We start from the raw sequence: 20,552 nt of genomic DNA on the forward strand, positions 1-20,552 counted from the left end.
AGATTCCAAGGCGGCTTTCCAGAAATGGAATGTCACCTCCTCTTTACACTGATAATGATTTTCTTTCTCAATACGTATCATATCATTCATTGCTTCAGCTAAACATGGATATATAAACGGAGTGAACTGGACTTTAGTCAGCCAAATAACCGCATAAAATAAGATAGCGCCCGATCATGCGACCAAGCTGAATACTCAAACAATTTTTCTGTCCCCACCTCGTACACATGTCCATGCCGAACCGCTGTCAAACGATGCCACTGCTCACTGGCCTGAAGTGCCTTCCATTCCCGAGCCGCCTGCTGTGTGGAATCTACCATGATAATCAGCATATCTGCGTCGTATTTTTCCAGAGCTTCTTTAGTCACCGATTCAAAAACATTGATGTCATCGAGACGATGCGTAGCTGCCAATCTAAAATCATCATAAAGGACCGCGCCAGCATTGCGTTTGCCATATATCCGATATTCCGAATCCGTGATACGCCATATGTTGACGGTAGCTCCACCGATGTTACGTCTTACTTTGCGGTAGACCGCTTCCGCCTTGCCATCATATTCTGACAGCCACACCTCCGCCTCTGCCCGATGCTCCATGACTTCTGCAATCATTCGAAGCTGCTCGCGCCAGTCTGCGGATAACCAAGGGATGGCAACTGTCGGCGCAATCTGCTCCAGCTCTTTTCGCGCCCGCTCGCCCAGAATGTCAGTGCAGAAAATAAGCTCCGGCTCCGACGCACGCAATCGATCCACATTTTCTTGCCAGATCTGCCCTTCCCCCAGCTCATAAGAATGTAGACGAGTCATTCGGTTGTATAATTCATGATTTGGATAAAAGGCAGCAGCTTTCGGAAGCAGGCCAAGTGCCAGTAAACTGCCCGAGATTGGATCAGAGACACTTGCGATACTATATCTGCGGCTTTTGACAAACGCATTAGGCGAAAGTCCCATCTTCTGTTTGAATCTGCGGCTAAAATAAAATTCATCTTCATAGCCGACTCGGACCGCGGTCTCTTTTACACCATCACCTGACAAAAGGAGCTCCTTGGCCCGTTTCATTCTGACATCCATCAGATAGGCCGTCGGGGTCTTTCCTGTATATTGCTGAAATGCCCACGAAAAATACCCTGGACTCAGGCCAGCAAGCTTGGACAATTCATCTCGTTTTAATTCATGATCCAGATGTTCATTCATATAATCGGCAACACGGGCAATCGCAGAAGCGGTAGACTCAACGCTTTCCGGCTTGGCCTCCGCTTGAACAAGTGAAGTCATCAAACCGTATAATGCGGCCTGTCTATTGAAGTGTTCCTCGTCACCAGCGACCTCCAGTTGAAGCAATCGATCACAAGAGAGCGCGAGTTGATGCGGATCTTTGCACCAAAACAAACCCTCCATGAAAGCATGGGTAGCGGTCATCTGCTGTTCTCCGCCATATTCGTATACTTCGAAACGGACCATACAGCCTTTTAACGCCTGCTCATCTGCCGCCAGCTTGAACCTCTGTCCAGGAGCCAGCAAATAGACTTCCCCTTCATTCAATCGGGATATGTGTTCGTTCGATACCAAAGTTCCTGAGCCACTTGTACAAAGAATAGCGAAGTGTTCCGCTGTCGCTGCATGAACAATTTCTCCATTCCAGGACACTTCAAACGAATCGATACTGCTATATTTAAGCATCTTGCCTGCCTTTTTTTCATTGACCTTCATGGTAGCCCTACTTTCTCCCTCAGCATGATGTCCATTGTTTGAATTGTTCGAATATCTTAATGATAATGATTTTCAACCAAGATACAAACGGAAAAATGTAACTTCTCAGCAGAATAGTGATATCGGCCCAAAACAAAAAAAGCCGGTATCTGCTGTAACAACAGATACCGGCAAAATCGCTGCAAGACTGCAGCTTTTTTATCGGAAAAAGAAACCCTTAAAATCGGGTGGAAACCCCGTAAAATTACATTACGCTTAAATGCTTTGAACCAATTCAACGACTTGTTCAGCCGTTTGCATATCCAGTGCTTTGGCAGCAAGTTCTTGCATGTCTGCACGGGACAGCTTGGTGATCTGACTGCGAGCTGGCAGAATAGATGTTGCGCTCATGCTGAACTCATCCAGTCCGAGACCAAGTAGCAATGGAATTGCTGTTTCGTCTCCGGCCATCTCACCACACATGCCAACCCATTTGCCTTCACGATGCGCTGCATCGATAACCATTTTAACCAAACGTAAAATGGCTGGGTTGTAAGGTTGGTACAGATATGCCACTCGTTCGTTCATTCGGTCAGCAGCCATCGTGTATTGAATCAGATCGTTCGTTCCGATACTGAAGAAATCCACTTCTTTGGCAAATTGATCCGCCAGAACTGCAGTCGAAGGAATTTCGACCATGATTCCGAGTTGAATGCTGTCAGAAACAGCAATACCTTCAGCAACCAGCTTCTCTTTCTCTTCGAGCAAGACAGCTTTCGCTTCACGGAATTCACCAAGTGTTGCGATCATAGGGAACATGACACGCAGGTTACCATGTACGCTTGCACGCAGCAATGCACGCAATTGAGTACGGAAAATGTCCAGACGGTCCAGACACAGACGAACTGCGCGGAAACCTAGGAATGGATTCATTTCTTTTGGCAGGTCCAGATATGGAAGCTCTTTGTCTCCACCGATGTCGAGTGTACGAACAACAACAGGTTTACCTTCCATTTTTTCCAGTACAGCCTTGTAAGCATTATACTGAATGTCCTCGGAAGGAAGCTTGTCTCTGCCCATGTACAGGAACTCGGTACGGTACAGGCCTACAGCCTCGCCGCCATTCTCCAGAACACCAGCAACATCATTCGGTGTACCAATGTTGGCTGCCAGTTCCACATGAACGTTGTCCACCGTTACCGTTGGCTCATCACGCAGTTTTCTCCACTCGGCACGTTGTGCATCGTATTGCTCCTGTTTGGAACGATACTCAGCAATAACATCATCCGTTGGATTAACCAGTACGTGACCGTCCAAACCGTCAACGATAATCATGTCACCTTGTTTCGCTTGAGCCAGAATGTCCTTGGTTCCAACGACAGCCGGAATTTCAAGCGAACGAGCCATGATTGCAGAGTGAGAAGTACGTCCACCAATATTGGTTGCAAAGCCTTTAACATATTGACGGTTCAGTTGAGCCGTGTCGGAAGGCGTAAGATCCTCCGCAAGCACGATCACTTCTTCACTGATCTCAGCAGGACTCATGAATTCGATACCAAGCAAGTGATTTAGCACACGTTTGGTTACATCACGCATATCCGCAGCACGTTCCTGCAGGTAAGCACTCTTCATATTTTCGAACATTTCGATAAATTGCGTTGCTGTTTCGTTCAATGCGAATTCCGCATTAATCTTATCATCTGCAATTTTCGCTTTAACCGGATCAATCAGTTCCGGGTCATTCAGAATGAGCAAATGCGAAGCAAAAATCTCAGCTTTTTTCTCGCCAAGCTCTTGTAAAGTACGCTCTTTGATCGCCTCAAGCTCAGCCTGGGACTTGCCCAGAGCTGAGTCCAGTTTCGCGATCTCTGCGTCAACGTCGTTGATTTCGCGTTTTTCTACAGAGTAATTGGGATGCTCCAAGATAAACGCCTTGGCGATAGCAATACCCGCCGAAGCCGCGATCCCAGAGACATTAAGCATTAATTTCGCCCAGCCCTTCGTTAACCATAACGTCTGTCAGAGCTTGAAGAGCTTCAGCTTCTCCTTCGCCTTCAACGATGATGTTGATGGTGTCGCCTTGTTCCAGACCAAGGGAAAGTACACCCAGGATGGATTTCAAAGTTACTTTTTTACCGTTAGCTTCTGCGAAGGATTCTGCACCTTTGAATTTGTTTGCTGTATTAACCAGGGCTGTCGCCGGACGTGCGTGGATACCATCTTCGTCTGTAATTCTGAATGTTTGTTGCATTACAATCATCTCACTTTCAATAATTTAGTTTAGGCATTGCATATATTTACACTTGCTTGCCATCGTCGTAACACTTCTTATTTTATCTCAATAATCGGCTGATCGCCAATTTTCAGTAACCCACTTTTCGTAAGCGTTACTGTCGAGCCTTCTGGCAGGTTGGTGAAAATGATCGGAGAGATGATCGACGGAGCATTAGCTTTCACATACTCCAGATCCACTTCCATAATCGGCTGTCCTGCCGATACCAGGTCGCCTTCCTGCACAAGCACGTTAAAGCCCTGACCTTTCAGCTTCACCGTGTTGACACCTATATGAACAAGTACTTCCTTGCCTCCGTCAGACATAATGCCCACGGCATGTTTGCTTGGAAATACGTTAAACACCTTACCATATACAGGAGAAGTAATCTTGCCATCATGAGGCAGAACAGCAAAACCATCGCCTGTCATTTTCTCAGCAAAGACCGGATCAGGAACGTTTGTGATATCCATCAATTCGCCGTTAACTGGCATAACGATGTCTTCCGCAATAATACGTTCACCTTCTTCATCTTGCGCCTTTTCCTGTTCAGGAGCTGGCTTAGCCACAGCTGCTGGAGCTGGTGCCGGTGTCCGTCCTGCAATGATATCCTGCATTTGAGATTTAATCGTATCTGAACGTGTACCGAAGATGGCCTGTACATTATTACCCACTTCAAGTACGCCAGATGCACCCAATTGTTTCAAACGATCTTTATTTACACTGGATTTCTCATTTACTTCAATCCGCAAACGAGTAATGCAAGCATCCAGATGTTTGATATTATCTTGCCCGCCGAAAGCAGCAAGAATATTGTGAGGTAGATCATCCGTTGAACTTGAGCCTCCACCGCCCGAAGCAGTTTCAGGAGTTGCCTCTTCACGACCTGGTGTTTTCAGGTTGAATTTGCGAATGATCAATCGGAATCCGAAATAGTAGATCACTGCAAGAATCAAACCTACGATGATAACATCCCACCAAGGCGTGCGGTTCGGGATAATCCCGAAGATCAGGAAGTCAATGAATCCACCGGAGAATGTCATCCCGATTTTGACTCCAAGAATTTGCATCGTCATGAAAGACAAACCTGCAAAGATACAGTGTACTGCAAACAGGATTGGCGCTACAAACAGGAATGAGAACTCCAGTGGTTCTGTAATCCCTGTGAGGAACGAAGTCAGCGCAGCTGATCCCATGATCCCTGCAACATACTTTTTGTGCTCCGGTCTTGCTTCATGGTACATCGCAAGCGCCGCAGCTGGCAAACCGAACATCATGAACGGGAATTTACCAACTTGGAACGTTCCCGCTGTAAGGTTCACACCATCACGCAGTTGATTGAAGAAGATTTGCTGGTCTCCACGAATGACATCTCCAGCTTTGTTCACATATTCACCGAACTCAAACCAGAATGGTGAATAGAAAATGTGATGCAGACCGAACGGAATAAGTGACCGTTCTACCACTCCGAAAATGAACGCCGACAATGTCGGACTTGTATCTACCATGAAGTGAGATACAGCATTCAGCCCATTTTGAATTGGAGGCCAGATGATCACCAGAAGCAACCCGATTAAGAGGGAAACGACTGATGTGATAATTGGGACAAAACGTTTACCTGCAAAGAAACCGAGGTAAGACGGCAGTTCGATTTTGAAAAATCGATTGTAACATAGCGCGGCGGTAATACCTATGATAATACCTCCGAACACGCCAGTACTCAATGTAGGGATACCCAAGATGCTGGCATAACCGGGTACTTCACCGATCATGGCCGGCGTAACACCAACAGCCGTACCCAAAGTCACATTCATGACCAGGTAACCGATGATGGCCGCAAGACCTGCGACACCTTCGCCTCCGGCCAGCCCGACGGCTACACCGACAGCGAATAGTAATGCCAGATTATCAAATACGATCTGACCCGCATTCATCATAATCGTCGCGATCGAGCTTACCCATGGGGTATCTAGCGCTGTAGCATATTGCAGAAAATCCGGATTTACAAGCATGTTACCGATCCCGAGCAACAAACCTGCTGCTGGAAGAATCGCTACGGGCAACATGAGAGCTTTACCTACTCTTTGCAATACACCAAAAAGCTTTTTAAACATTGCGTCGTATCCACCCTTTCTTTTAAATTTTTATGTTGTGAAGCAAGCAAGGGAAAACAAAAAAGGCACGAGTTAACAAAGCAAATTGGTCCAACCTTCGGGTATAGCATACCCGGTATAAGGTAAGAACAATCACGCTCTAGATAACTCATGCCTGATCGAATCAGTAACACGTCGTTTGTGTTTATTCAGTTGCTTGATTACGGAGACCATTGTAGCACCACTTCAAAAACGATGCAAGCCTTTACACGAAATTTGTCGAACCAGAATTCCAATGATGGAATTTTTTCACTTACTCTCTTCTTCTTTCCTTTGATTCAAGCGCTGCAAATGAATGGTCAAATAACCTACTTCCGCAGGATACACTGGGAGATTCAACCTTTTTTCCATCACCTTCGTTAGCTTCCATGCAAGCGAGTACATTTCAGGATATTCCAACTTCAACAGGGAATCCAATTTGTGGATTTCTTCCACTTTGTCTCCCCGACGGACACGCTCCAAGGCAAATCGAAGATGAGTCAGTAACCGGGAATAATCCAGTGACTCAGTCTCAAACGAATAATCCAGTTGGGTGGACACCAGGCTCACCAAATCAGTTATCAATTGCGAGTGCTCGCGAACTTGGGAAATATTTTGGTTGGTCATGGCACTGTAGATGTGAAGCGCAATAAAACCGATTTCATCCATTCCTAGATCTACGCCCAGTTTTTCTTTAATCAAACGAACCGCATATTCACCCATACGATATTCGTCAGGATAAATTTCACGGGTCTCATATAGAAACGGATTCTGGATAACAATCCCTTGTTCTTTCCGTTTTAATGCAAAAGAAATATGGTCGGTCAGTGCGATATGAATATGTTCGTTTAAAGGAACGTCCGTACGTTCTGCAATATACGTAATGACTTCGTTAATAATTTCGATCAATGCTTCATCCACTTGTGGAAGAAGCTGTTTATACTGCTCCTGCTCCTGCTGGTTTCTCAAAATGAACATCTTCTCCACAGCCATCAGTGGAATAATATCATTCGTTTTCCGATTGAAGCCGATGCCTTTACCAATCACGACAACTTCTCCATGTTCAGGATGCTGTGCAATAATTACATTATTATTTAGCGCTTTGGCTACTTGCAGGCTACTCAATATTTGCACCTCTTTTTCACACCATCTTAGGTGTGATTCAGTCACACCCTAGTAAGAAAGAAAAGACATCCGGAAGCGGGCATACCGCGCCGGACGTCTCGCTTAAAAAGTAACAAAAATTCGCCTTAAGGTCAATAGAGCATGACTGCTTTATAATTCGTTGTCTTACTCGTCAACTCCAGCTTTTTCCACAATCTTATCGATTATAGAGGGAGTCGTTACAGGTTCACTCTGTTGGATAGCAACCGGTGCTGTTGTTTTAGGTTTGGTGAGACCTTTAATTAACTGCTCCACATCAATGCCGGAAACGCTTTTGAGCATCTCTGGGGCCGTCGCCATGAGCTCAGTTACATAATTGCTTACACGAGTGGCGCCTTCACCTTTACCTGTGTCCACAACAGTCAGTTTATCAATCGCAGAGATCGGCTCCGCAATTTTACCAGCAAGTTCAGGCAGCATTTTGACGATGATATCGAGCACGGCAGCTTCGCCGAACTTTTGGAACGCCTCGGCCAGTTTTTCCTTCGCTTCCGCTTCTGCAAGTCCTCTCAGACGAATAACCTCTGAATCCGCTGTACCTTTAGCGAGTTCTGCATCCGCCATAGCCTGCCCTTCAAGACGCTTCTGCTCCGCAGTAGCTTTTGCATGCGTTTCAATGGAGTACTGTACCGCATCGGCTTCACGCATTCTTTTGGCTTTATCCGCTTCGGCAGCCTGCTCCACCGCATAACGATCCGCTTCTGCCTTTTTCTTCACTTCAGCATCATACTGCTTCTCACGTACGATAATTTCTTTCTCTTGCAGATCAATCTCACGTTCTTTACGAACGAGTTCAACTTTCATTTCTTCCTCCACCACAGTTTGTCTCGCACGCGCTTCGTGGATATGGTAAGCCTGATCCGCTTCTGCTTTAGCAGTATCCTGATCCCGCTTAAACGTCGCTACTTTCAGTTCCTTCTCTTTTGCGGCTTCAGCGATATTCGTATCACGCAGCAACTCGGCTTTTTGCCCTTGCTCTTCTGCATTGGCCTTCTGAATACGTGCATCCCTCATCGCTTCCGCTTCCGCAATTTCAGCATCACGCTTGACGGCTGCTATTCTCGGTTTACCGAGGGCATCCAGATAACCTTGTTTGTCACGAACATCTTTGATGGTAAAAGAGACAATTTGCAGTCCCATTTTTTTCAGATCCCTGGCAGCTACACCTTGAACCTCTTGCGCGAAGCGATCGCGGTTACGGTATACTTCTTCCACCGTCATCGTTCCGAGGATGGCCCGCAAATGCCCTTCCAGAACTTCCTGTGCTTCGCCTCTTAACGATTCTACCGGCTTACCGATGAATTGCTCGGCTGCAGTAGCCACGTCTTCTATTGAGCTTCCGACCTTGATAATGGCGACACCATCGGCAATGACCGGTACGCCTTGTTCCGTGTATACTTCCGGTGTGGAAACGTCCAGCTTATGGGACAACAGTGAGATAAACTCTGACTGCTGGAATACTGGCAAGATAAATGCGCCGCCTCCACGAACAATTTTAATTTTGCGTCCGGAGTCATCGTCGGAAATATTTTTACTTCCAAGGAATGAACCCGTAACGATCATGGCTTCATCCGGCCCAACCGTTTTGTACCTCGCCCAGAACGCCAAACCAAGAATCAGAATTACACCGACAACAATTGCAGGAACCAACAACACATCCATATCCAGATTATTCATTCCACATCTCTCCCCTTATTCATACATGAGTGCTTACACTGCTAACGGTTAAACTACCTTAAACATCTTTAAGTACATCTTCATCCCATTCCGACACACGCAGCACGCCTTCGGTTACATCCACAACTACAACACGCGCTCCCGCCGCAATGGGACGATGTTCAAAGCTGGATGCCGTGTGCACCGTATTACCGGCAGCAATCTTGATCATGACTTCACCAAAACCTTTTTCCGGTACCGGAATGGTAATTTCTCCAATTTTCCCGGATAGCTCTTTCATGGAAAACGCAATGGAAACGTCACTGTTACGCATCGGCTTGATATATGCAAAGAATACCAGCATGGCTGCAGCAATACCTATAAGCAGGGATAGTATCAGTGCCGAAATCGCACTTATCGAGCTATAACGTGTCAGCATAATACCGGCTCCGCCAAAGGTTGTTATGGAACCAGCCAGCACAACAGGTTTGAAAAAATCAAGGCCTGGCAATTCAAAGGCCCCGTCCAGCAAGCCATCAATCAAGTCACCTAGCACAAGGCTGACGACTGCAAATATGGCTCCTCCGATTAGACACCCCCAATAGATTGACTCCATTCCCCGTTCCTCCTCTCTTCTGCCGCAATTCCATCCAACTGGGCATTCCTCATGTAAATAAATACGTAGCAACCCACTGTTATGTTTCAAAATCTTTCCTCATTTGGTTCCTAGACCCGATAATGGTTATTCTGGTTGCAAAATGGTCCATTTCCTGGAACATTCTCCAATTCGCTCTTATTCACAACAAAAAAACCGCAAATCTCCGTTAAAGGAGACGTGCGGTTCCAGAACACATCGCTGTGTTTTTATGTTTTATTCTTATAGAGAAGCCTTGTAGATAGATACAACGTCTTCACGTTGCAATTTTTTGAAGTTACCAAATGGGCCGAAGAGCATGGCTTTGTCAGCCATCACTTCGATTTGGCTGTCATCGATATCATAATCAGCCAGACGGTTAGGCGCACCAATGGATGTCCAGAATTTGCTCAACGCTTCGATGCCTTCTTCAGCAATCTGTTTGTCCGATTTACCTTCAGGATTAACTTCGAACACATTGATCGCGAGACGTTTGAAACGATCCACATTGACGTCCACATTATGCTTCATCCAATGCGGGAACAGAATCGCGAGCCCTCCGCCATGCGGAATGTCATACACTGCAGATACCGCGTGTTCGATATTGTGAGTAGCCCAGTCACCAGCGAGACCCATGTTCAGTACACCATTCAATGCCATCGTTCCGCAGTACAGAATCGTTTCACGCAGTTCATAGTTCTCCAGGTCTTCAACCAAACGAGGGGCTGCATCCATAACTGTGCGCAGAATCGTCTCACAGAATCCGAGTTGAACCGGTGTGTTGGCATCCAGATGGAAGTAATGCTCCAGTACGTGGGACATCATATCAACCATGCCATAAACCGTTTGGTCCAGAGGAACGGTATATGTATTTACCGGATCAAGAATTGAGAACGCAGGGAACGAATACGCGCTGCCCCAGCCCAACTTCTCCTGTGTATCCTGATTCGTGATAACCGAACCGGCATTCATTTCCGAGCCAGTTGCAGCCATTGTCAGCACGGTTCCGAGTGGAAGAGCATCCTGTGCTACGGCTTTGCGCTGAGCAAAGTCCCACATGTCGCCGTCATATTTAGCACCTACGGCAATCGCTTTGGCACAGTCCAGTACACTGCCGCCGCCTACAGCGAGGATCAGGTCAATATTATTCGTTTTGCAAAGGTCTACGCCTTTGTGAACCGTCGAAAGACGTGGGTTCGGTTCTACACCAGCCAACTCCGTAACCTCAGCTCCAACTTCCTTCAGCAAACCGATCACCTGATCGTACAAACCGCTGCGTTTGATACTGCCGCCACCATATACAAGCAGAACCCGTTTGCCGTATTTCGGTACTTCGGTTTTCAGTGCTTCCAGCTGACCTTTACCGAAAATCAATCGGGTTGGATTATAAAATTGAAATGATCTCATATCTATTGTCGCCTCCAATGGAGTTTAGAATTTTTTAGTGCAACTCCAATTATAGTACCCCGTTTATACAAAAACAAATCGATAGCCACTCACTTTATAACAACCCGTTGATTTGCAAGTATGTACGGGTCATTTCGCTGGTTGGAACCAACCAACGTCGTCCATGTAAGTCCGTCTTAAGCAGCATCCTGTGGCTCTGAAATGGACGCCAAGCTTATATATGTTGGATAATTATACCCAAATAGTTCCTGCGGACAGATGTAACTGTTCCGCGGTTTCACGATTCCGTTACAACTGCACATGTCAAACAAATTAAAAACACCAGCCCTTGTAGGGCTGATGTTCTTCGTTATACATGTTTATTCGGTGTATCCCATGCTGCTTACAAAACGACGGAAGGCTTGACGTCCTGCCTCATCATATTTGTATACACCTGCATGCTCCAGTATCTCGGCGAATTTCAGGCCTACTTCCTGCTGCACGAGCGCGACAGCTTGCTCCTTGTTCAGGTTGGGACCGAAACGTTCGATCAGTTCTTCTGCCCAGCCCAGATGTTTGTTCAACACATGTTCGGAAGCTTTGGCCGCCTCAGCAAGTTTGGTATCCCCAGCAAGAATATCCGCGATGCTGTCCAGCTCTTCTTTCAAACGACCTGGCAGAATTGCAAGGCCCATCACTTCGATGAGTCCAATGTTCTCTTTTTTCAAATGATGCATTTCACGATGCGGATGGAAAATCCCTTCGGGATGTTCATCATTCGTACGATTGTTCCGCAGAACGAGGTCCATCTCATATCCTCCGTCTGCACTGCGACGAACGATTGGAGTCACTGTATTGTGTGGAATCTGTTCTCCGTCAACCTCACTGAAGGCCTCAATCTCCACCGTAGAATCGCTGTACACCTTCCATGCTTCATAAACGGCATTCCCCGCTTCGAGCAACTCCGCCGGATCCTGTGAGGCCAGCCGCAGTACGGACATTGGCCATTTCACAAGACTGAGCGTAAGGCCCGGTGAACCAGCGTGGCGGAATACCGCCTCTGGCTTCGCATTTTGAATGGCAAAGGTATGGCGTCCACCCTGGAAATGGTCATGAGTCAGGATGGAGCCGCCAACGATGGGCAGATCGGCATTGGAACCGATAAAGTAATGCGGATACTCCCCCACGAAAGCCAGCAGCCTACGCAGCGTATCCTTGGTTAATTTCATCGGCACATGATCGTGATGGAAAATAATGCAGTGCTCGTTGTAGTACACGTATGGCGAGTATTGGAAGAACCAAGGTTCGCCGTTCAATTCCAAAGGAATGACACGTAGGTTTTGACGGGCCGGGTGGTTGACCCGTCCCGCATAGCCCACATTTTCACGACAAAGTTGGCATTTCGGATATACCGGAGGCGGAAGCAGCTTTGCCATCGCGATTTCCTTTGGACTTTTCTCCGGCTTGGACAGGTTGATTGTAATCTCCATATCTCCATAAGCTGTATCCTGTGTCCAATACACATTCTTGGAGATACGGTCCATCCGAATGTAGTTGGAATGAATTGAAAGCTCATAAAATTGCGAGGTAGCCGCCTCAATGCCTTCAGTCTGCTCCGTATGACAGAATGCGCGCACCACCTCAGATGGACGTGCCATCAATTGACCCATAATTTTTGCATCGAGCAAATCACGGAACGTATCGCTATTTTCAGGAATAAGTCCAATGGTGAACCCATAATCAATTAACGTATCCAGCAATGGTTGGGGTCCATCCAACACCGTCTCGTTCAATACTCCAGCATACGGCTCGGAGAACCCAAACTGTTCTAGCAGTAGATTACGGCTGTAATCCCGATCCGCTTCTTCAATCAATTTGTTCTGCAAGGAAAATGCTACCAGACGTTCAATGGCATGCAGTGCTTCCTGCTGCTCCGGTGTCCGCTCTGTGGCACCTGCTGCAAGTTGAGTCTGTGACATATCGATGTTCGCCTCCTAGTTTTTTCCGTAGCCGTCAGGGTGGGACTGATGCCAGCTCCATGCGCTTTGAATGACATCTTCCAGATTGGTCCATTTTGGATTCCAACCCAGTACGGATCTTGCTTTGGCAGACGAAGCCACCAGTACAGCTGGATCACCCGCACGACGTGGTTCCTGTACAACCGGAATATCCAGTCCGGTTACTTTCTTAGCCGTCTCAATAACCTGTTTAACAGAGAAGCCTTGACCGTTGCCCAGGTTGAACACGTTGCTGTTCTCCCCTTTACGGAGATAATCTACGGCCCGCAGATGCGCATCCGCCAGATCACTTACGTGGATGTAATCACGTACACAGGTTCCGTCTTCTGTCGCGTAGTCGTCACCGAACACGGCGATGTGTGGACGTTGTTTCAATGCCGTTTGCAGTACGAGTGGGATAAGATGACTCTCCGGCTGGTGATCTTCACCGATTTTGCCGCTATCATGGGCTCCGGCAGCATTGAAGTAACGAAGGGAGACGTATTTGATCTCCTGTACTTTATCGAACCAGGACATCATGCGCTCCATCATCAGCTTGGTTTCACCATATACGTTCGTAGGCTCTGTGCGGTCGCTCTCTTCAATCGGTACTTTCTCCGGCTCGCCATAAGTAGCAGCCGTGGAGGAGAAGACGATGCGACGTACATTCGCTGCATTCATCGCTTCCAGCAGGCACAATGTGCCAAACACGTTGTTGTCATAGTATTTCACGGGATCTTTCATACTCTCGCCAACCAGTGAGTTAGCCGCAAAGTGGATGACTGCATCAATGGAGTTCTCAGCGAACAGCTTCGCCAGAAGTTCCTTGTCACGCAGATCACCTTCATACAATTTTCCGCCCAGCAGAGCTTCACGATGCCCTGTCTGCAAGTTATCCAGTACAACTACCTCTTCGCCACGCTCCAACAAAGCCGCTACCGTATGAGAACCAATATATCCTGCTCCACCTGTCACCAAAATCGCCATCTTAATTCGCCTCCTTCAATTCTTTAACGCCATCGCCTACTCCGCATACATAGAACTCGCCTTTGAGACTGGTACGTGCTTCATATGCCGCTCCAACTTCGCTTACAAAACGCTCTACATCGTCTTCATGCACAAGAGATACCGTACATCCACCGAATCCTGCACCAGTCATCCGAGCACCCAGAGTGCCTGGAATACGTTGAGCCTCTTCAACCATCACGTCCAGTTCTTCGCAGCTCACTTCATATAGATAACGAAGGGATTCATGAGAAGCATTCATCAGCTTGCCGAAGGTTTCCAAATCGTTATCACGCAGTGCATCCACCGATGCAAGTACACGTGCATTCTCTTCCACGACGTGCTGGGCACGCTGTCTTACCTTCTCATCTTTGATGTGATCCTGCAGTGTAACGAATTGTTCAGGTGTAAGTTGCGCCAGATAGTTCAGTGCAGGCAGTTGTTCTTTCAAAATGGCAAGTGCTTGCTCACATTGGGAGCGACGTTCGTTATAAGCCGAGTCCACCAACCCCCGACGTTTGTTCGTGTTACCAATGACCAGCTTGTAGGCGCCGGTACGGAATGGCACTTTTTCATATTCAAGGGTGTCACACATCAGCAGGATCGCATGATCCTCTGCTCCATTAGCTACAGCGAACTGGTCCATGATGCCACAGTTGACGCCAACGAATTCGTTCTCTGCCTTTTGGGACAGCAGCGCAAGTTGAACCGTATCAATATCATTCACACCTTCAAGCGACTGGATAGCAAACCCGGTAAGAACCTCCAGCGATGCGGAAGAGGAAAGTCCTGCGCCGTTCGGAATTTCTCCATGATAGAGGAAATCATAACCTTTGTTTACTTTTATGCCTTTGCCTTGCAGTTCAACCATGACGCCTACCGGGTAATCCGTCCATTCCCCTGTTTTCTCTTTGCCAATGGAGGGCGTATCCAGCGTTCCTTCATAGGACATATTCGTGGAAGCCAACTGCAACTTGTTGTCCTCACGCTCACGGATAATCAAAGTGGTACCGAATTCAAGCGCTGCCGGAAGCACGTACCCCCCGTTATAGTCAATGTGCTCACCGATCAGATTCACCCGCCCAGGGGCATGGAACACACGGATGTCCGCTCCACTCTCTCCGTACTTGTCAATAAACTTTTGTTTCAATTCATTTATGTTCATTGCTGCTGCACCCCATCTCAATGTTGTTGGTTTTCTTAATGTTATTATACAAGAAGGCGGTTCCTCTTGAAATGCAACCATGTGTGTTCCATATGGATAAATGTGACCTTTCGACGTATAATGAATGGAACATCCAGGAAGGAAAGGAATGTCATCATGACTGAACAACGTAAGGAAGGTCTAACGGGGGATCCGATAAAACAAATTCCGGAAACCTCTGGCAAAAGTGGAGCACTCAGCTACTCGGTTGCCTCCAATCCTGTTTATTATGAAAAAGGGGCATTGCATGTCCTCTTTGCAGGGGCAAGCCAGACCCTTCCCGGTCACGCCCTTGGCCCGAAGCTATACGATTATTATCTATTGCATTATGTAGAAAAAGGAGCCGGTACGTTCCGTACTGAACTACATACCTACGAACTATCCGCAGGAGATTGTTTCCTTATTCAACCAGGGCAGCTTGTAAGCTACCAATCCCATGCCCGGAATCCCTGGCAATACCGCTGGATGGCCTTTACCGGCAGCCAGACTGCCAAGCATATAGAGGAAGCAGGTTTCCGTCCGGAAAAATCCGTCTTTCATGCCGGTCCTTCCTGCGGTATTTCCGATTGGTTATCCGTGATGCAGACGGCTTTTGCCGAGCGAAAAGAAAGCTCTCATTTTACATCATTGGGTACGTTATATATGATTCTAGCCGAGGCACAAAATCACCTTTCTCAGGGGCAAACCTTAGTACCAGGTGAATCTTCCATACGACGAACTGTAAAACAGATGATTCAATACATGTCTACTCAATATGCCTACCCTGTCTCGATTGAGCAAATGTCGGCCAGTCTTGGCTATAACCGTGCTTACCTGTCCCGCATTTTCAAACAGGAAACCGGACTATCACCAGTTACCTACCTGCTTAAACTAAGGATCGATAAATCGCGCCAGCTGCTGCGGGAACGTCCGGATCTGTCCATTGAACAGGTATCGGCCTCCGTGGGGTTGCCAGATGCGCTGTATTTCTCCAAACAGTTCAAGCGATTCCATGGGGAAGCCCCTAGTCTGTACCGGGAGAACATTCTTAACAGGCCCTTGCATCAAGCGACACGCCAAGTACCACCGAACCAGCGATAATCCTGTAATCAAAAGTAGGATCTCCTATCGCCTAGGTCAGCATAAATAATAAAAGACAAAAAAGGTGCATCCCGCCATTATGGCTAAGATGCACCTTTTGAACTTTATTTATGATCCGGTTCCGGACGAAGAATCGATTCAATACGCTCCAATTCCTCTGAGGAGAATTCCAACTGGCTGAGAGCAGCCACATTCTCTTCAATCTGCGAAGGACGACTTGCACCAATCAGCGCAGAGGTTACTTTGCCATCACGCAATACCCAGGCCAGAGCAAATTGGGCCAGACTCTGACCACGTGATGCTGCAATCTGGTTCAGAGCACGCACTTTGCGCAATGTCTCTGGCGAGATGTTGTTCTCATTCAGAAACACAGACGGGCCCTTGGCACGTGAATCTTCTGGAATACCGTTCAGATATTTGTTGGTGAGCACGCCTTGTGCCAATGGACAAAAAGCGATGCTGCCTGTTCCATACTCATCAAGTACATCCTGCAGCCCATCCTCAATCCAGCGATCCAGCATTGAATATTTGGGTTGATGAATCAACAGAGGTGTACCCAGACCTTTGAGAATCTCGGCCGCCTGCTTCGTCTGTTCTGCAGGATAGTTGGAGATGCCGACATACAATGCTTTGCCGGAACGAACAATATGGTCCAGCGCCATCATGGTTTCTTCCAGAGGTGTTTCGGGATCATAACGATGAGAATAAAAGATGTCTACGTAATCGAGACCCATGCGCTTCAAGCTCTGATTGAGACTGGAAACCAGGTTTTTACGAGAACCCCACTCACCGTAAGGTCCAGGCCACATATAGTACCCGGCTTTGGTGGAGATGACGAGTTCATCTCGATATGGCTTCAGATCCTGTGCCAATACCTGACCGAATAACTGCTCTGCCGAACCTGCCGGCGGACCATAATTGTTGGCAAGGTCAAAATGCGTAATGCCCAGATCAAACGAACGGGTAATCATATTTCGGCCGTTCTCCGCATTATTAATGCCACCAAAATTATGCCATAACCCAAGTGAAATCGCTGGCAGTTTCAAACCTGAACGTCCAACGCGGTTGTATTTCATTGTTTCGTAGCGTGCATCGCTGGCTACGTAGACCATCATGAATCCCTTCTTTCCCCAGGTTCCGCCTCTAGTTCCCGGTCCGTATGCCGGAGAATGCGGTTATTCGGACAATGTCGACTTACGTTTAACCAAAAAGCTGGTCCACCTTATTCATTACCTCACCAATAGGGTCTGTAATCAGCAAATCAGCTCGCCTGTCGTAAGCCGTAGGTGTAGCGTTCAGCAAGACCGTGTGTTTCCCTTGAAAGTACGTAATCAATTGTGCGGCAGGATACACCGTTAGTGAAGTTCCACCAACCAGCAGCAAATCTGCCGAGGACAGTGCGTCAACCGAACGATATAATATCGTCTGGTCCAGTTCTTCTTCATACAGCACGACGTCCGGCTTGATCACGCCACCACATTCAGTGCAACGAGGAACCGTATCTTTTGCCGTAATAATGTCATCCAACCCGTAAAATCTCTTGCAATCCATACAAGCGTTTCGATGGATCGAACCATGAAGCTCCAGGACATTGCTGCTGCCAGCCTTCTGGTGCAACCCGTCGATATTTTGCGTGATAACCGCCTGAAGTTTTCCTTCCTGCTCCAATCTGGCGAGCAGTCGATGGCAGCCGTTGGGCATCGCATTGGGATGAAGCATTTTGCCTCGATAAAAATCATAAAAAATATCAGCATGCTGATCAAAAAAATGTCGGCTCAGCAGCTCTTCCGGTGGGTAGGGTGAATGCTGCTCTGTCTGGTATAAGCCAGCGGCAGAGCGGAAGTCGGGAATCCCGCTTTCCGTTGAAGTTCCGGCCCCTCCGAAAAAAACAATATTTGAACTTTCCTTAATCCAGGCAGCCAGTTGTTCTGTTGCGTTCATCCTCTCTCCTCCTTTATGAGATCACCCCTGTGAAGAATATTCAGAGATGATTTTTAACTCATCATAATTTTGGATAATTGCATTGGCGTCATGTAAATAGTGGCTTCTCTGGATTTCTGGACAGAAACCAATTCTATAGGACACCCCTGCGTTACGTCCCATCTGCATATCCCCATTGCTGTCACCGATCACCACACCCTCCTCAGGAAGAATATGTAATTCCCGGCAAGCCAGAACCGCAGCCTCTCCATCCGGTTTGCCCAGAGTCACCCGGTCACTGCCAACAATCGATGTAAAATATGACCGGATTCCCATCCACTCCAGATGTTCCTCGGCAGCAGCTGTGCTGTCCGAAGTGACCACTGCCATCGGAATCGATGCTTTCTGGCAGCTCTGCAAAAATGCATTTAATCCAGGCAGTGGTTCGGCCATTTTTCTCTGCCGTACCTCATCCATGGCGACACTGGAAAAATGGCGGATCGTAGTGATTGCTTCGTTCCACGGCATGCCTGCGGCATACAACTGCCCAGCAAGCAAACCGTTGCTCTCGTCCACCGTGGCAATAGCTAATGGCCCTTGAAGATCATATCCGATCAGCTGACCTTCGCGATTGCGGACCGTACCGAGAACTTGCTCACGCTCCACCGTGAACGAGGCACCAAGCTCTGACAGCTGTGATTCCAACTGATTCAGCAAAGACTCCGCCCACGGCCCCCATAGCTGTAAGAAATCCAGCAGCGTTCCATCCTTATCAAAAAGAATACCTCGGCAGGTAACTTGCTTACCACGGATTTGAAGCATAGACATACGTATCACCCCCAGTTCCCATCTGCTATGGATTCGTTCCATTCACCGTTGAAATTGCAGCTTACTTGATTGTATCCAGCCAGCCCACAGTCGTTTTAACCGTTTGAGACAGTTGTTCCTCTTCACTGACCCCAGCTTCGCCGTCACCGCTCTGGTGGCCATAGTCACCAAACTGCGAATGGTTACCACCTTCAATGGTGTAATACACCGTATCTTCTGGCAAATATGCCCGACCATTCTGATACTTTGTTGCATTCACAACTTCGTCATTCGTACCCAAGATGGATAACGCGGGTATCCCCAGTGACTTCACACTGCCTTTTTCATCCGGATAAGATGCGAGGAAAAAGATGCCCTGAAGTGCATCTGGATGGGAAGCAGCATAACGTGCTGCCATTGATCCACCAAGAGAATGCCCTCCCATAACAAATTGTTCATCTGGATAGGCTTTAATAATATCATCTGCGAGATTCTGCTTGATTACCGCCAGATTAAAAGGCATTTTTGCAATAATGGTATGATGTCCTGCTGCCGCAAGTTCATGGGCAAGAGGTGCATAACTTTCCGGTTTAACCAATCCACCTGGATAAAAAATAACACTCATCCCAACAGATTTGTCCGGTACAAAATCAATCCAGTTGTCTTTTTCAGTTACAGTCACCTGATTTGCAGTTTCCATGGCTGTCTGAGCCATCTCCTGTGGTCCATAAGGCGTAAACAGCTTCCAGGCTACAAACCCACATCCAATGACAATGAGCGCCAGAAGAACGAGCAGGAATTTCCCGATGCCCCTCTTCTTGCGCCCTGTATTATATCGGTTTCTCAACGTTCATCACCTTTCTGCACTTCCGCAGGTGCCGCGGCTTGCAGAACGGGAGCCTTCATTCCTGAGGCTCCCCTTCTTCATCATTCATCGCTATTCAGCCTTGGCCTTGCGGTAAGCATCCATATATTGTTCCGCTTTGCGGCGAACATGACTCAAGTCCCCCGTCTTCACTGCTTCCGCTGTAAGGTCCGAGCCAATACCTACAGCAACGGCGCCTCCCTTAATCCAGTCACCTAGATTGGACAAGGACACCCCACCAGTCGGCATGAAATTCGCTTGTGGCATAGGTCCCTTCATCGTTTTGATAATGGACGGATCGTAGAGATTACCGGGAAACAACTTCACAATATCCACGCCAAGTTCCAATGCACGTTGAACATCCGCAATGGTCATCACCCCTGGAAGAATCGGAATCCGGTACAGGTTGCAGATTTTCACAGTGTCCGGGTTCAGGGAAGGACCCACAACAAACTCGGCACCTGACATAATCGCGGCACGCGCTGTCTGAGGTTCAAGTACTGTTCCAGCTCCAATAATGGCAAATTTCTCTGGATCTTGTGTGTTCCAATGGTATACACGGCTTAATTTCTCGATGGCTTTGAGGGCACTAGGCACCGTCATCGTAATCTCGATAATCTTGATGCCACCCGCGATGGCTTGTTCGGCCATGGCGATAACCTGATCAGCAGAATCTGCACGCAGAACCGCAACAACCCCACTGTCCGTTATTTTTTGTAGCAGCTGAAGCTTCTTCATTTCA

General features: G+C 47.6%; 17 protein-coding genes. 1 reads left to right on the forward strand and 16 read right to left on the reverse strand.

Features of this window, described 5'->3' with window-relative positions; all coding sequences use genetic code 11:
* Positions 1 to 137 precede the first annotated feature (137 nt).
* The 11 genes from BUA17_RS19975 to BUA17_RS20030 form a co-directional block, all read right to left on the reverse strand.
* A complete protein-coding gene (locus tag BUA17_RS19975; RefSeq protein WP_072734744.1) occupies positions 138 to 1,709 on the reverse strand; it encodes a helix-turn-helix domain-containing protein in 1,572 nt (523 codons plus the stop codon).
* 255 nt (positions 1,710 to 1,964) lie between these two features.
* Positions 1,965 to 3,671, reverse strand: a complete 1,707-nt coding sequence (gene ptsP / locus BUA17_RS19985; protein WP_072734746.1) for a phosphoenolpyruvate--protein phosphotransferase — start codon at positions 3,669 to 3,671, stop codon at positions 1,965 to 1,967.
* On the reverse strand, positions 3,664 to 3,939 hold the full coding sequence (locus BUA17_RS19990; RefSeq protein ID WP_024633102.1) for an HPr family phosphocarrier protein: 276 nt from the start codon (positions 3,937 to 3,939) through the stop codon (positions 3,664 to 3,666). Before BUA17_RS19990 ends, ptsP begins: the two co-directional genes overlap by 8 nt.
* A gap of 77 nt (positions 3,940 to 4,016) precedes the next feature.
* Complete coding sequence (ptsG, locus tag BUA17_RS19995; RefSeq protein ID WP_072734747.1) at positions 4,017 to 6,074, reverse strand: glucose-specific PTS transporter subunit IIBC; 2,058 nt, start codon at positions 6,072 to 6,074, stop codon at positions 4,017 to 4,019.
* 288 nt (positions 6,075 to 6,362) lie between these two features.
* Positions 6,363 to 7,217, reverse strand: a complete 855-nt coding sequence (locus BUA17_RS20000; protein ID WP_063566872.1) for a glucose PTS transporter transcription antiterminator GlcT — start codon at positions 7,215 to 7,217, stop codon at positions 6,363 to 6,365.
* A gap of 165 nt (positions 7,218 to 7,382) precedes the next feature.
* A complete protein-coding gene (locus BUA17_RS20005; RefSeq protein WP_064635880.1) occupies positions 7,383 to 8,933 on the reverse strand; it encodes a flotillin family protein in 1,551 nt (516 codons plus the stop codon).
* Positions 8,934 to 8,991: 58 nt separating this feature from the next.
* Positions 8,992 to 9,528: an NfeD family membrane protein gene (locus BUA17_RS20010; protein ID WP_063566870.1), complete on the reverse strand. Its 537-nt coding sequence runs from the start codon at positions 9,526 to 9,528 to the stop codon at positions 8,992 to 8,994.
* A 261-nt stretch (positions 9,529 to 9,789) separates the two neighbouring features.
* Entirely contained in the window at positions 9,790 to 10,953 is a 1,164-nt protein-coding gene (locus BUA17_RS20015; RefSeq protein ID WP_063566869.1) for an iron-containing alcohol dehydrogenase, read from the reverse strand.
* Positions 10,954 to 11,312: 359 nt separating this feature from the next.
* Positions 11,313 to 12,911, reverse strand: coding sequence for a UDP-glucose--hexose-1-phosphate uridylyltransferase (locus BUA17_RS20020; protein WP_072734748.1), 1,599 nt, complete (start codon positions 12,909 to 12,911; stop codon positions 11,313 to 11,315).
* A 15-nt stretch (positions 12,912 to 12,926) separates the two neighbouring features.
* Positions 12,927 to 13,916 carry a UDP-glucose 4-epimerase GalE gene (gene galE / locus BUA17_RS20025; protein WP_064635876.1) on the reverse strand — a complete coding sequence of 330 codons (990 nt, stop codon included), beginning with the start codon at positions 13,914 to 13,916 and terminating at the stop codon, positions 12,927 to 12,929.
* Between the two features lies 1 nt (position 13,917).
* A complete protein-coding gene (locus BUA17_RS20030) occupies positions 13,918 to 15,099 on the reverse strand; it encodes a galactokinase (protein WP_072734749.1) in 1,182 nt (393 codons plus the stop codon).
* 156 nt (positions 15,100 to 15,255) lie between these two features.
* Here BUA17_RS20030 and BUA17_RS20035 point away from each other — a divergent pair, with 156 nt between their 5' ends.
* Positions 15,256 to 16,218, forward strand: coding sequence for an AraC family transcriptional regulator (locus BUA17_RS20035; protein WP_063566865.1), 963 nt, complete (start codon positions 15,256 to 15,258; stop codon positions 16,216 to 16,218).
* Positions 16,219 to 16,322: 104 nt separating this feature from the next.
* Here the strand turns inward: BUA17_RS20035 and mgrA are convergent, their stop codons facing one another.
* From mgrA to BUA17_RS20060, 5 genes are all read right to left on the reverse strand, one after another.
* Entirely contained in the window at positions 16,323 to 17,330 is a 1,008-nt protein-coding gene (gene mgrA, locus BUA17_RS20040) for an L-glyceraldehyde 3-phosphate reductase (protein ID WP_063566864.1), read from the reverse strand.
* Positions 17,331 to 17,418: 88 nt separating this feature from the next.
* The gene (locus BUA17_RS20045; RefSeq protein ID WP_063566863.1) at positions 17,419 to 18,159 is read right to left on the reverse strand and encodes an NAD-dependent protein deacylase; all 741 of its coding nucleotides are present in this window, start codon (positions 18,157 to 18,159) and stop codon (positions 17,419 to 17,421) included.
* Between the two features lie 21 nt (positions 18,160 to 18,180).
* Positions 18,181 to 18,966, reverse strand: a complete 786-nt coding sequence (locus BUA17_RS20050) for an HAD family hydrolase (RefSeq protein WP_072734750.1) — start codon at positions 18,964 to 18,966, stop codon at positions 18,181 to 18,183.
* Positions 18,967 to 19,027: 61 nt separating this feature from the next.
* On the reverse strand, positions 19,028 to 19,792 hold the full coding sequence (locus BUA17_RS20055) for an alpha/beta fold hydrolase (RefSeq protein WP_063566861.1): 765 nt from the start codon (positions 19,790 to 19,792) through the stop codon (positions 19,028 to 19,030).
* Positions 19,793 to 19,882: 90 nt separating this feature from the next.
* The gene (locus BUA17_RS20060) at positions 19,883 to 20,548 is read right to left on the reverse strand and encodes a bifunctional 2-keto-4-hydroxyglutarate aldolase/2-keto-3-deoxy-6-phosphogluconate aldolase (protein WP_063566860.1); all 666 of its coding nucleotides are present in this window, start codon (positions 20,546 to 20,548) and stop codon (positions 19,883 to 19,885) included.
* Positions 20,549 to 20,552 lie beyond the last annotated feature (4 nt).

This window comes from Paenibacillus sp. ov031 (assembly GCF_900143165.1).
GTDB lineage: Bacteria > Bacillota > Bacilli > Paenibacillales > Paenibacillaceae > Paenibacillus > Paenibacillus marchantiae.